Origin of the sequence: Desulfobacula sp., from assembly GCF_030145145.1 — a bacterium.
Taxonomy (GTDB): Bacteria; Desulfobacterota; Desulfobacteria; order Desulfobacterales; family Desulfobacteraceae; genus Desulfobacula.
The window spans coordinates 111,784-124,574 of record NZ_JAQYWD010000005.1; the positions used below are offsets into that span (position 1 = coordinate 111,784).

Annotated in this window: 10 protein-coding genes; 5 read left to right on the plus strand and 5 right to left on the minus strand. The window is 48.2% G+C overall.

The window, feature by feature from the left end; all coding sequences use genetic code 11:
* Positions 1-8 precede the first annotated feature (8 nt).
* Positions 9-1,538, plus strand: a complete 1,530-nt coding sequence (locus Q1Q15_RS03955) for an ATP-binding protein (protein ID WP_300456907.1) — start codon at positions 9-11, stop codon at positions 1,536-1,538.
* Positions 1,531-2,877: a sigma-54 dependent transcriptional regulator gene (locus Q1Q15_RS03960; protein ID WP_300456909.1), complete on the plus strand. Its 1,347-nt coding sequence runs from the start codon at positions 1,531-1,533 to the stop codon at positions 2,875-2,877. Before Q1Q15_RS03955 ends, Q1Q15_RS03960 begins: the two co-directional genes overlap by 8 nt.
* Here Q1Q15_RS03960 and Q1Q15_RS03965 read toward each other — a convergent pair.
* From Q1Q15_RS03965 to Q1Q15_RS03975, 3 genes are all read right to left on the minus strand, one after another.
* Entirely contained in the window at positions 2,874-3,632 is a 759-nt protein-coding gene (locus Q1Q15_RS03965) for an IclR family transcriptional regulator (protein WP_300456911.1), read from the minus strand. The two genes, Q1Q15_RS03960 and Q1Q15_RS03965, sit on opposite strands and share 4 nt — an antisense overlap.
* A gap of 116 nt (positions 3,633-3,748) precedes the next feature.
* A complete protein-coding gene (locus Q1Q15_RS03970; protein WP_300456913.1) occupies positions 3,749-4,090 on the minus strand; it encodes a 4Fe-4S dicluster domain-containing protein in 342 nt (113 codons plus the stop codon).
* Complete coding sequence (locus Q1Q15_RS03975) at positions 4,083-6,533, minus strand: molybdopterin-dependent oxidoreductase (protein WP_300456915.1); 2,451 nt, start codon at positions 6,531-6,533, stop codon at positions 4,083-4,085. The genes Q1Q15_RS03970 and Q1Q15_RS03975 overlap by 8 nt, the downstream gene beginning before the upstream one ends.
* 431 nt (positions 6,534-6,964) lie before the next feature.
* Here Q1Q15_RS03975 and Q1Q15_RS03980 point away from each other — a divergent pair, with 431 nt between their 5' ends.
* The 3 genes from Q1Q15_RS03980 to Q1Q15_RS03990 are packed head-to-tail and all read left to right on the plus strand — an operon-like array spanning position 6,965 to position 10,344.
* Positions 6,965-7,252, plus strand: a complete 288-nt coding sequence (locus Q1Q15_RS03980) for a DUF997 domain-containing protein (RefSeq protein ID WP_300456917.1) — start codon at positions 6,965-6,967, stop codon at positions 7,250-7,252.
* Between the two features lies 1 nt (position 7,253).
* Positions 7,254-8,747, plus strand: coding sequence for a sodium:solute symporter family protein (locus Q1Q15_RS03985; protein WP_300456919.1), 1,494 nt, complete (start codon positions 7,254-7,256; stop codon positions 8,745-8,747).
* A gap of 22 nt (positions 8,748-8,769) precedes the next feature.
* Positions 8,770-10,344, plus strand: a complete 1,575-nt coding sequence (locus tag Q1Q15_RS03990) for a benzoate-CoA ligase family protein (protein WP_300456921.1) — start codon at positions 8,770-8,772, stop codon at positions 10,342-10,344.
* Between the two features lie 47 nt (positions 10,345-10,391).
* Here the strand turns inward: Q1Q15_RS03990 and fdhD are convergent, their stop codons facing one another.
* Both fdhD and Q1Q15_RS04000 read right to left on the minus strand, forming a co-directional pair.
* Positions 10,392-11,195 (minus strand): formate dehydrogenase accessory sulfurtransferase FdhD, encoded by an 804-nt coding sequence (gene fdhD / locus Q1Q15_RS03995; RefSeq protein WP_300456923.1) that lies wholly within the window; start codon positions 11,193-11,195, stop codon positions 10,392-10,394.
* A 55-nt stretch (positions 11,196-11,250) separates the two neighbouring features.
* On the minus strand, positions 11,251-12,543 hold the full coding sequence (locus Q1Q15_RS04000) for a 4Fe-4S dicluster domain-containing protein (RefSeq protein WP_300456925.1): 1,293 nt from the start codon (positions 12,541-12,543) through the stop codon (positions 11,251-11,253).
* Between the last annotated feature and the right edge of the window lie 248 nt (positions 12,544-12,791).

Below are 12,791 nucleotides of genomic sequence, written 5' to 3' on the forward strand. Positions count from 1 at the left end.
GGGCTGCCATGACATTTAGTTGGGAAAATTTCCTGAGTCGGCATCGAGATGAGATTGTCCTTGCGTGGAAAAAAAGACTCAAAAATGATGTGTCCGAGGATTATGCTCAACGGTCCCTGGAAGAGTTGCAGGTTACCACGGAAACGGCATATGATGCGAACAGCAGCATGATTGCTTATAATGATTATGCCCCTATTAATGCCTTTATCAATGAAATCAGCAATGTCCGTCTGGAAGAGGGCTTTTCTTTGGAGGATGTTCAAAAAGCCTTTGAGCTTTACCGGAAGATTATCGTCCCTGTCCTGATAAGAGAGTCACCTGTGCAAGCGTTGTGTGAAAATATTGAAGCGGTGAATAACGCTCTTGCTTATACCATTTACCGGTTCAGTTACGATTTTCAAAAGAAACATGAAAAATATTTAAAACAGTATGCCCAGCAGCTTGAAAAAGATGTGGCAGAAAGAACAGCTGAATTAGGGGAGTCAGAGCATAAGTATAGAACCCTGGTGGAAGATATCAGTGATGGATATCTGGCATTGGATAAAGACAGAATTGCCTTTGTGAATCCGGCTTTTTGCCGGATGCATGGATGCCGGGTCAACGATGCAATGGATATGTCTTTTTTATTGTTTGTTGCAAAAGAGAGTCATGAACAAGTCAGTGCCATTATTTCCCGGGAAATAAAGACGGGAACAGAACCGGAAACCTTTGAGTACCTGAGATTAACAAAGGACGGGGAATCTCTTCCAACGGAAGTTAATTTCAGGCCATCCCGGTTTGGCGGCCAGGACTATAACCTTTGCATTGTAAGGGATATTACCAAACGGGTTGAGATGGAAAAAAGAAGCCGGGAAATAGAACGGATGACCTATATCGGCAAACTCATCACATCCCTTTCCCATGAGATCAGAAATCCGTTATCCTCGGTAAAAATGAATCTCCAGATTTTGAGTAAAAACATGATCTTAAAAGGGAATGATAGAAAACGGCTCCAAATATCAGAACGGGAGATTAACCGGCTTGAAGCCATTTTACAAGAACTTCTCAATTTTGCAAAACCAGTGTCATTGCAGCTTACCCGGACAGATATAAACGAGATTGTACGGTCTTGTGTTGAATTGTTAGAAATGAAATTCCATAGAAAAAGTATTGATTGTCAGATCCATGTTGACCCAACCGTAAAAGAAGTTCCTGCCGATAAAGGGAAAATAGAGCAAATGATGATCAATTTTCTTTTGAATGCCCTGGATTCTGTGGATGATTTTGGGAACATCAGGATATCCACCTGCCGGGTAGAACAAAAGGATAGGCCATATGTCATGATACGGATTGAAGATGATGGCAAAGGGATTTCAAAAGAACTGCTGCCCCATATTTTTGAACCGTTTTATACAACAAAGACAACCGGAACCGGTTTGGGCCTTGCCAATGTGAAACAGATTGTGACCGCCCATCACGGCAGGATAGAAGTGATGGCTTTGAAAAATTCAGGGACCGCCTTTGAGGTCTTCCTGCCCATGGGAGAAACAAATGGTTAACCTTTTGGTCGTGGATGATGAACATCCCATACGGGAATCCATCGACATGTTCATGTCTGAAAAAGGACACCGGGTTTACACGGCATCCACGGTTGAAGAATCCGTCACTGTGTTTAAAAAATTGTCCCCGGAAGTGGTTATTCTCGATATCCGGCTTCCCGATGGCAGCGGTCTGGATGCGTTAAGCCGGATGCACGCATTTTACCCATTATCCAAAATTATCATGATTACCGCATTCCAGGATATGGAAACCACCATTGAGGCCATGAAAAGAGGGGCATACGATTATATTCACAAACCGCTGGATGCTGATGAGCTCGAAAAAACGGTGGCGGATGCCATTGTAAGCTTTTACGAAGATGCCAAGCCTGCCGCAAAAGGTCCAGACAAAGACACCTACCATGAAAGCGAGATTGTGGGTAAAAGCCGTGTCATGAAAGACGTGTATAAAATGATCGGTATGCTGTGTCAGAACAGGGCAACCGCATTGATTACAGGTGAGACCGGTACGGGAAAGGAACTGGTGGCAAGGCGGATACATTTGAGCAGTGCTTATAGCCAAAAACCTTTTGTTACTTTTGATTGTTCTGCCGTGGTGGACACCCTTTTGGAAAGTGAATTGTTCGGCCACGAGAAAGGCGCTTTTACAGGGGCCGTGGACGCGAGGCCGGGTAAGATTGAACTGGCAGGGGAGGGCACCCTTTTCCTCGATGAGCTCGGGGAATTACCGTTAAATCTCCAGGGAAAACTTCTGGGGTTTCTTGAAAGAAAGCAATATATGCGTGTGGGTGGGAAAATTCCCCTCAAGTCTCGGTGCAGGATCATCGCCGCCACCAACAAAGACCTTGCCGAAATGGTCCGGGAAAAACGGTTCAGGACGGACCTGTATTACCGGCTCAGGGTGGTGACGGTGGCCCTTCCGCCGTTGCGGCAGCGGTTGTCGGATATCCGGGCGCTTGTGGCCCATTTTGTCCAGAAAAGCACCCATCAACTGGGGATTCAACAGATGACCCTGCAGGACGGCTGTATTGAAAGATTGAAGCGTCATCCCTGGACAGGAAATGTCCGGGAGCTTGAAAATATTATTGTGTCGGCCTCTATACAGTCCCGGGGAAGTGTGATTCTCCTGGACGTCATTGAAAACCTCTTGTCCCAGCATCCGGTTTCCCTGGAAGACGTCAGCGACTCACAGTCCCTTTCACAAGTTGAAAACCAGCATATTTTCAATACCCTGGAATCGGTCAAATGGAATAAAACCAGGGCCGCCCAAATCCTTAAGATTTCTTTGCCCACCTTGAGAAAAAAAATTCAAAAATATCACCTGACACCTCCGGATTAGGGGGTTACTTTCCTTTGAATTTCATCAGCAATGTGCCGCATGAATTTTCCCCAGGAATGGAGTCGTTTTTCAGACAGCATCCTTTTGAGTCCCACCACATAGATGGCAGTGGGAACCGACTTGCGGACAAACAGGGGAACGGCCAATGCGCGAATACCTTCGGTGTATTCCTCCCTGTCAAAGGCGATGCCTTCTCTTTGAACCGTTTGAATCATTTGTTTAAAATCGGCTTTATCCACACAGGTAAACGGGGTAAAGGCCACCAGGTCGTTGGTGGTCAGAAGAGCATCGAGTTCCGGGTCGGTGAGTTGACACAGGAGTGCTTTTCCACCTGCACCCGCGAACAGTGAGTGGCTGTTTCCCACTTCAGTGGATATTTTAAACCCTGTGATGGAATCTGCTTTTTCCACCACAACTGCGTTTAAGGCCGAGCGGACCACCAGAAAAGCCGTCAGGCCGGTTTCAGCATTGATTTCTTCAAGATACGGCCGAGCGGTTTGCACCAGACCGGCCGCCTGACCCGCGGGCTTACCCAGTTGATAGAAGCGGGCACCAGGATGAAAGCACCCTTCATCATCCCGCTCTAGGATTCCCAAATCCACTAGAGAATGCACCAGATTGAATACGGTACTGCGGTGATACCCTAAGGCAGAAGAAATAGCGCTGACCCCCAGGGGTTTTCGGGTGCTGACCAACAGATCAATGAGATCAAAACATTTGTATACGGCCGGTACCGGTTTGAATTCTACAGGCATGGATGTCTCATCTATAAAGTGTCCTTTTAATTAAAATGGACTCAAATTGTTAAACAGCCATTTATGGTTGTCAAGTGAAATGATAACCGCCTTGGCCTTTTTTAAAACCCCTTAAACTATCGGGGGGACCAGAGCACCATGCGGGGTTTTTTCCCCAGTTCTCCGGCCAGGTCGGGCAGGGAACCATAGGTAATCACACCGGCCATGCAGTGTTGAACACAGGCCGGTTCCAGCCCTTTTTTTGTTCGCGGGAAGCATAAAATACACAACTCCGTGGGAAAGGGTAAGAAATTGAGATACGCCTTGCCCTTGGGAAGGTTTTGCACAATTTCCAGAACCTGAATGCCGCCCATGCCGGCAGGCCAGTGATGTTCCTGGGAACAGGCCACCTGGCAGGCAAAACACCCGGTGCAATATTCATAATCGATCAACAATCCGTTTTCAGGTTTTTTAGCCATTGCGTTCCTCCTTTCCCACTGCCTTGTAAATTTTGCACAGCAGGTGTTTGATGGGCGCGCCCTGGCCGTCTTTTCCCTGATGGCCCATGGGGAGGAGCTGATTGACATTGCATTCCCAAACTCCATATAAACTCGGCTCTGCTGCTTTTTTTTCAGGATACCACCACCCGTGGGCCGCCATCACCATCCAGGGCGGAACAATCCGGGTCACCTTTGCCTTCATTTTGCAACGACCCAGCCAGTTTTCCATCCAGACCCATTCACCGTTACCGATATCATGGGCTGCAGCTGTCTCGGGATGGATTTCAACAATGGGATCCGGGTCCAGTTGTCGCAGCCACGGGATATTGCGGTGCTCGGAATGGAAATAGGCAGGAGACCGTCTTCCAGTGGAAAGAATCAGCGGGTAATTCCTGGTTAAATCCGGGCGACTCACCGGTGTAAAGGGCGGCTCTTCATGGTGGGGCAGGGGATCCAGTCCCCAGTCTTCTCGATGGGTGGAGTATAATTCAAACTTGGCCGTAGGGGTTTTGAATCCGGGTTTGCCGTCGGGCCGCAATTGTCCTTTTTCATGGCGATGGTAGGGGGCACTGGGATGGGATACCGGTGGGATGGCCCATCCTTTTTGCTGGAGTTGTTCAAAGGTCATACCCGATGGTTTGAGAATGTCATCAAACAACTTATTGATCGTATCATATTTGAATTCAGGATCAAACCGCCGGGCCAGTTCAAAATTGATCTCTACATCCGGCTTACACTGGTCAACGGTTATGGCCTTGTTGATTGTTTGAAGCGGCACCCACCAGCTGCGTACTCCATTTTTCTCCAGAAAAGTGGCGGCGGGCAGAAGGATGTCCGCATATTGGGTGGTGGGGGTGTGAAAAAGATCCACCGCAGCAATAAAGTCCAGTTTTTCCAGGGCCCTTTTCCATTTTTTGGGATCCAGTCCGATACCGTTTAACAGACCCGCCGTCTGAATCCACATTCCTTTAATGGGGTAGGGTTTTCCTGTAAAGATCTGATCCAGGGTCATATCGGTCTGGGCCCGCCAATGAAAGGTGCGGTAAGGACCGTATTCCTTTACCCCCACCCGTTTGGCATCCATGTCCTTGTCTTTGAGACCTATGGGGCCCACCGCCCCGGGAAGGGCATAGGATACCGCGTCAAAGGCGAATTTGGCAATCACATTTCCTCCGGGGATATCCAGATTTCCGGTTAAAGCCCAGAGGGATGCAATGGCATGGCAGGTGGGGGTCACAGCCGGGGTCATATCAATAGGAACCCCCCACTGAATGGCGGCAGGCTTGCTTTTGGCGTAAAGCCGGGCCGCTTTTCGTATCTTATCGGCAGGCACCCAGGTGATTTCTGCCACTTTGTCCAGAGGATACTTGTTGACCGCTTCGCAATACGCATCCCAGGACGTTCGGCAACTCACCCGGGACCCATCGGCCAGTGTCACTTCCCAACGCCCTGAAAGTGCTGCCTTAACGTTCAGTGCTTTAAACTCCGCCTGGCTTGAAAGCCAAATGGCAGGGGTTCCGCTGTTTTCATCCCACACGACAAAATTGCCCGGATCGCCGGCAGCCTCCAGATGAATTTCCCGCAACAACTTTCCTGTATCGATCCGTATGAGATGGGCCCCATTGGTCCATTTTTCAAGAAAATCGTGATCATACAGATCTTCATTGATAATGACATTCAGCATTCCCATGGCCAGGGCTGCATCTGTGCCGGGCCTTAGCTGAAGCCAGTGTTTGGAACGGGAGGCAAAAAAACTCAGGCGGGGGTCCACACAGATAATCTGGGTGCCGCGCTTCATCATGTCTATAATCCAATGGCCAAAGAGGTTATCCGGACAGGTAGCTGAAATGTTATATCCCCAGATGATAATGGTCTCGGGGAGTTTGAATTTCGGATCTTCATAGCGGTCCGGCAGCCATTGTCCGGCATCAAAGACGCAATAACATCCCTGAAATGTGTTACAGGCACTTAATCGGGGTCCATAACAGGCACTCCCGCTGAGAGAAAACATCACGTTGGGGCTGCCAAAGGCATAGGCCAGCATACAGATCCAGGGACCTATGTCCCGGCCCGTTCCCATGGAAAATATAATGCTTTCAGGGCCATGGTCCTCCCGAATCCCTTTCATTTTTTTTTCAATATAGTCAAAGGCCTTTTCCCAGGAAATTTCCTCCCATTTACCTTCGCCGCGTTTGCCCACCCGCTTTAAGGGTCTTGTGATACGATCTTCGTGGTTCACGTATTGGGTCATGGCCAGGGCCCGGGCGCATAACCGTCCCTGATTCCAGGGATGATTCGGGTCTCCTTCAAGTTTAATCAGCTGGCCATCCTTAATATGGGCGAGTACACCGCAGCCGCCATGGCACCCCGGTCCGGCAGACCAGGTAGTCGTTGGGACGATGTGAACATTTTCAGAATTCATGATGTTTGTCTCCTTCCCCTTTAAAGGGAAATTGTCCATGACACTTGCGGAACATGGCACACTAAAAGTTGTCAAAGGCAGTCTATGTTTGTTTTTTATATTGATTGACCTCTATAGAAAACATAATATTTCTATAGAGGTCATTATGTCAAGCCTTAATGTTTAAAATTAAGTGTGTCTCAAAAAAAATTGGGAGAATCTGTCTCTCAATCCCGGAAAGGATCTTTCTAGTCCGGAAAGATCCTTTCTGGTAAAATGGTTGAACTCAAAAATTGTCCTTATATGGAAACCCTTGTTCCCGTAGTGATACAGACGCAAAGACGTCTTCAAAAAACGCTGGCACAGGATTTGCTCTATAGGTAAACAAATAAAGTTTTATTGGTAAATGTGGGGGTAATTTTTAACAGCTTTAACTCAAAAGGGGAAAGTGAATGACGTCTAACAAAAAGAAAAATCTTATTTTTCTAATTCTGTTTCTTGTTCTCACGGTATTCTGTTGGTGTCCTATCGGATATGGAAGCTATGGTAAAGTCGGTTTGATCATGGGAATGCCCTCGTGGGCCTTTTACATGCTGGTGATTGGTGCCGTGCTCTTTGTGATTGAATGGGTATATCTGTTTTACACAGATCTGGCATTGTATGACGAAGATCTTGAAGAGATCATGATGGCACTTGAAAAAACAACCACCACCCAGGTAACCATTAAGGAGGAAAACTAACATGGTCGCTGTCACTATTATTACAGGCCTTTGCCTGATATCGGTCTATATCAGCTATGTTGCCTTTCGTAAGGGGTTTACTAAAACAGCAGATGATTATTTCGTAGCCGGCTCAAGTCTGGGCTATTTCGTGCTGATTTTCAGCCTTCTGGCATCGTTTTTAAGCGCCTTTTCCATGTTCGGAATGTCAAGTTTCGGATACCGGCTGGGATTTGGATCTTTATATGTCCTGACAGCCAACCTGGTCCCTTTGGGGTTTTTATGGTATTTCATGCATAAAAAAACATTTCTTCTGGGAAGGGCCAGGAAATGGATGACCATGGGGGCACCCTTTGGTGAAAGATATGGCACGCCCATGAGAATTGTTTTGGTCCTTGTGGTGCTTGTGGCATCCATTCCCTATGTGGTCGCCCAGATCCAGGGCATCGGCGTCATGCTGGAGGCCATGAGCGAAGGCATCATTTCTTTTCATATGGGGCTGTTCTTTGTGCCCTTTTTTATTGCCTTATACCTGATGATGGGGGGAATGAAAGGGGCTGCCTGGGTCAACGCCATCCAGGGGGTCTTTTTTTCCATCATGGTGTTTGTTCTTTTCTTTTTTGTCATGATGAAAAATGGCGGGTTTGTTCCCACCATGGAAATGGTCATGGCAAAACATCCCAACCTGTTTCAAATCGGCTGGGCCGGGGGCAAGGTCTGGAGCTATCCCATGATTTTCGGCATGGCAGCGGCCATGTGTCTGGGATGTGTCTGTTTCCCCCAACCCTTTATGCATGCCTATTCAAGCCGGTCTGCCCGGGGATTAAAAGCCATGTTCCTTTCGTTTGGCGGCATCTGTCTGGTGGTCATCACCCTGCCTACACTGGTGGGTATTGCAGGCAACGTCATTGTTCCGGGACTGAAAGGGGTTGCCGCTGATAAAATTTACGGGCTTGTTGCTGCAGCCACCATGCCGGACTGGCTGGCGGCGTTTGCTGTGGCCGGTGGATTTACCGCTGCCATGTCAACGGTGAACGGCCTTGTTTTTGGAAATGCAGCCAATCTATCCGTGGATATTATTAAAACCCTGCGGCCGGAAACCCGGTCCTCGGAACTCATTACCATTGCCAGGGTATTTGTGGCCCTTATCATGGCGCTATGTGTCTTTATCGCCTGGAATCCCAATACGCCGGTGGCAGAGCTTTCCATCATCGCTTTCGGCACAGTGGCCGTGACCTTTTTTGCCCTTTGGGGGGCGTATTACTGGAAAAGGGCCACTGCCACCGGTGCCATATTATCAACCCTTGTGGGGGTTGCGTTAAATGTTACGTTTTTTCTTGTCGGCGGCAAAGCCTGGGTTCTTTTTCCCCAGAGAGCATTGCTGAACATGAACGGATTTCTTGCTGCGTTTATTATCTCAGGAATCGTTTTCTTTGTGGGATCTTACCTGACAACGCCCGGCAAAACCGAAGAAAAAAGTCTTAGTCTCTTTTTTCACCCCGTTTTAACTAAATAATTTAATCAGGAGGAAATAAAATATGAAACTTGATGTTCTTGACGCTGAGTATTTCAATGCTGCGGATTATTTTGTGGACAGAAATGTCCGTGAAGGCAGAAAAGATAAGGTGGCCATTCTGTGTGAAGACCGGCAGATGACCTATGGCACACTTGCCAAAGAAGTCAATCGATTTGGAAACGCCCTTTTATCCAACGGGTTTAGAATGGAAAATCGGGTGGCCGTGATGATGCTGGATATGGAACTTTATCCCGTGGTATTTTTCGGGTCCATTAAAGCAGGAGCGGTTCCCATCTGCCTGAATACCCTGATGCGGCCAAAAGATTATCTTTATTTTTTAAATGACAGCCGGGCCAGGGTCCTGGTGATTGATGAATCGCTGTATTTCAATATTGAAGAGATTAAAGATGAACTCAAATACCTTGAGCGGATTATCATGGTAAACAGTACCCAGGATCGACCGGAGGTTACGACATATGATGACTTTGTCCGTGACCAGCCCGATTCCCTTGAACCGGCCCAGACCGGTCCTGATGATGCCTGTTTCTGGTTGTACAGTTCAGGGTCCACCGGGAAACCCAAAGGCACGGTTCATTTGCAGCATGATATGCTGTTCACCGTTGAAACTTACGGAAAGCAGGTGTTACAGGTCAGGGAGGATGATATTTGTTTTTCCGCGGCAAAATTATTTTTTGCCTATGGCCTGGGCAATGGGACCTATTTCCCGTTCAGTGTGGGTGCCACCACCGTATTGATGCCGGAACGTCCCACCCCCGAATCTGTGTATAGAACCATTGCCCTGCATGAACCCACGGTGTTTTTCGGGGTGCCAACTCTGTATGGTGCCATGCTGGCATCTGAAGAGGGGAAGGTGAACGGGGTCCGGCTCTGTGTGTCCGCTGGAGAAGCCCTGCCGGCAGATATTTTTTACCGCTGGAAAGACCGGTTCAATGTGGATATCCTGGATGGTATCGGATCCACGGAAATTGCCCATATTTATATTTCCAACCGGGTGGAAAATATCCGGCCGGGAAGTACAGGACAGATTGTGCCCGGTTATGAAGCAAAAATTGTGGACAATGAGTTTAATCCAGTACCCCCCGGAGAGATCGGAACCGTTTTGATTAAAGGCGACAGTACAGCCGCCTATTATTGGAACCGGCATGACAAAACCAAAGAAGCCATGTTGGGAGAATGGTTTAATACCGATGATAAATTTTTTGTGGATGAAGAGGGATTTTTCTTTTACGTGGGACGGTCCAATGACATGTTAAAGGTCGGTGGTATCTGGGTCTCTCCCATTGAAGTAGAAGCCTGCCTGATCGGTCACCCCGCAGTGCTTGAGTGCGCGGTTGTGCCCAGCCGGGATGAAGAAAATCTTGTGAAACCCTGTGCCTATATTGTTTTGAATAAGGAGTTTGAGGCATCTGAGGCCCTGGAGAAAGAAATAAAAACCTATGTGAAAAAGGAACTGGCCCACTATAAATTTCCCCGGTGGGTTTATTTTGTAAAGGACCTGCCTAAAACGGCAACCGGAAAAGTTAAACGGTTTGAATTGAAAAATCTGGAAGATCAAAAATCCATGGTATCTGCCTGAATTCAGTGGCTGACCTGACCTCGTAAAATCGGTGAGCCCGGTTCTGTTCATGAACCGGGCTCGCCTGCCACAATTCTATTGCCATGGGTGTAGATATTGAACCGGTTGTTCCGGGCAAATCCGATAATGGTCAACCCGGCGCTATCCGCCAGCTTAACTGCGGAAAGGGTCGGGGCGGCATTGGAGATGACAATGGGAATACCGGTTTTGATAATTTTTCCGATGATTTCCAAAGACATCCGGCAACTGACTGTTGCGATCTTGTCGGTCGTGTCAATCCCTTTCAGCAGGATATCGCCTGCCAGTTTATCAAGGGCGTTGTGCCGGCCAATGTCTTCATAATAATGCAGGATCGTTGACGGATTGCAGAGTCCGGCACTGTGAACGGCGCCGGTCTTGTGAAACAGTTCAGACTGATCCCAGTGCTGTTGAATCAAAGACAGGACCTGGTCATAAGTGATACAAAGCGTATCCTTCAGGGTCGCGGATAAAACATCAGCCGGATCCTGCAGCAGCGTGCCACCGGATGATCCCTTGATTTGCCGGCCTTGTTTGAAGCTGTTTAACCGTTGGGTTGCCCGGTCCGTCAGGGTGACACGGCATTGCTTTTTTCCTTTGACAGACTCAATTTCCTTTAGGTCTGTTTTATCCTGAACAATGCCCTGGGTAAACAGGAACCCTGCTGCAAGTGCCCGGGTATGGGTCATGGAAAATACCATCTGAAATATTTTTTCCTCGTTGATAAATATGTCAAGAATATCTTCATCAATAATGCTGTCTTTCATCCGGATGGGTTTGTTATCTTTTATCCGGATGATATCCACCTGCCGGATGATATGCGTATTGTCCATGTGTGTCTCCATTTCAAAAGTTGTTTAAATGATATTGACAGTCCCAGCGCATCGGTTATATCATATCGGAATATTCCATGCGTGAAATCAGGGCTTCAAGATAACGGGACTTGACCTGTTGACTGGCCAGCAGTCGTTTTACCGGGGACAGTTTCAGGATTACGCCCAGGACTGCTGCAAGGGCCCGATGGCTGAACAGCACCTTGTTATCAAAAATCAGGTGTTGAAGTGTCCCCCGTTCAATGGCCATGACCACGGCCCTGTGGGTACCATTCAACGGGGTGATGACCCGCCGGGGCAGGGACGTCAACGTGATACTGCCTTCCTTGCAGGACCGGGCACAGAGTCCGCAGCCAAGACAGGTGTCTGTGTTAACCCGGGCCTTTTTCTTTTTAGGGGTTTTGGGATCATTGGCCGATACCAGGGTCATGGCCTCCACCGGGCAGGCAGTGACACAATTGCCGCAGCCGGTACACGTATCACGGTTGGTTTCCGGGATAAAATTGGAAGGGTGCACCGGGTTGAACAGGGCAAACCTGCGGGCGGCGATCATGGCCTCACAGCAGCAGCCACAGCAGTTACAAATAAAATTCACCCGCTCCCTGACATTCTCTCCGAACTGGACCAGGCCGGATTCATACGCCTGGTCCAGAAGGTCAAGGCCCTGTGCTGCCTCCACCGGTTTTGCATGCCCATGTTTGATCAGGGAGGCCGCTGCCGTATTAAAGGTCATGCAGATCTCCAAAGGTCTGTCACAGGCCTGGTGGAGGTGAAGCATTTTATGACGGCAGTAACAGGTACTGATGCCCATGTGGGTTGCGGTTTGAATAACCTGTGAGGCGCGTTCGTAATCCAGAACATGGAGGGCATTCTCATTGGACAGCACCGGCTCGTGGACAAAGACCCGGCCCAGCTGGGTATCGCCCAGGGTAAACAGATGCTTTATAAAATCCTCTTCTACATTCAGATACTGGTAGAACAGCTCACTTAGCACTTTCTGGTCAATATCATGCCGTACCCGCATCATGGCGAATTCAAAAAAACCTGCCATGGGCGGGGGCAGGACATATTGGGATTCTCCGTTTTGATCAATGTCCACCAGGATGGCCCGGGATGCAAGCCGGTCAAGAATTTTTTTGGCTTTGGGCAGGGTCATTTTCCATATTTTAGCGACCTTGTCAGCTGTAACCGGTTTGATGGGAAGCAGGGAGACCAGATGGGCTTCTGTTTCTGAAAACAGCAGGGCCAGGATCTTGTCCAGCAGCCTGGACGGGGGTGCCCCCTGGGGGAAACGGTTGATGCGATCCACCAGACGGGAATAACCGGATTTATTCGTGTGATGTGCCATGGTTCAATATCCTTTGGAACAGGTTCAAAAAATTTTCTCATGAATTTTCCTGCATACGCGTTTTTATATAGGCATTGAAATGCCGGGAATGCAATAAAATTCAACCATCCGTCCCAGGATATGCGGTTCCAAAGATCTGTCGCAGGTTTAATACTGTATGGGTATTAAATGATATAAAGATATGTAAAATATGTAATATTTTTGTAATTCAATTCATACTGCCACCTGTCCACTGATATCTTGTATCC

Excerpts from the sequence above, each read along its gene's own strand:
- Q1Q15_RS03985 (WP_300456919.1), top strand. The coding sequence starts at position 7,254 with ATGGTCGCTGTCACTATTATTACAGGCCTTTGCCTGATATCGGTCTAT.
- Q1Q15_RS03955 (WP_300456907.1), top strand. The coding sequence starts at position 9 with ATGACATTTAGTTGGGAAAATTTCCTGAGTCGGCATCGAGATGAGATT.
- Q1Q15_RS03975 (WP_300456915.1), bottom strand. The coding sequence starts at position 6,533 with ATGAATTCTGAAAATGTTCACATCGTCCCAACGACTACCTGGTCTGCC.
- Q1Q15_RS03990 (WP_300456921.1), top strand. The coding sequence starts at position 8,770 with ATGAAACTTGATGTTCTTGACGCTGAGTATTTCAATGCTGCGGATTAT.
- Q1Q15_RS03980 (WP_300456917.1), top strand. The coding sequence starts at position 6,965 with ATGACGTCTAACAAAAAGAAAAATCTTATTTTTCTAATTCTGTTTCTT.
- fdhD (WP_300456923.1), bottom strand. The coding sequence starts at position 11,195 with ATGGACAATACGCATATCATCCGGCAGGTGGATATCATCCGGATAAAA.
- Q1Q15_RS03970 (WP_300456913.1), bottom strand. The coding sequence starts at position 4,090 with ATGGCTAAAAAACCTGAAAACGGATTGTTGATCGATTATGAATATTGC.
- Q1Q15_RS03960 (WP_300456909.1), top strand. The coding sequence starts at position 1,531 with ATGGTTAACCTTTTGGTCGTGGATGATGAACATCCCATACGGGAATCC.
- Q1Q15_RS03965 (WP_300456911.1), bottom strand. The coding sequence starts at position 3,632 with ATGCCTGTAGAATTCAAACCGGTACCGGCCGTATACAAATGTTTTGAT.
- Q1Q15_RS04000 (WP_300456925.1), bottom strand. The coding sequence starts at position 12,543 with ATGGCACATCACACGAATAAATCCGGTTATTCCCGTCTGGTGGATCGC.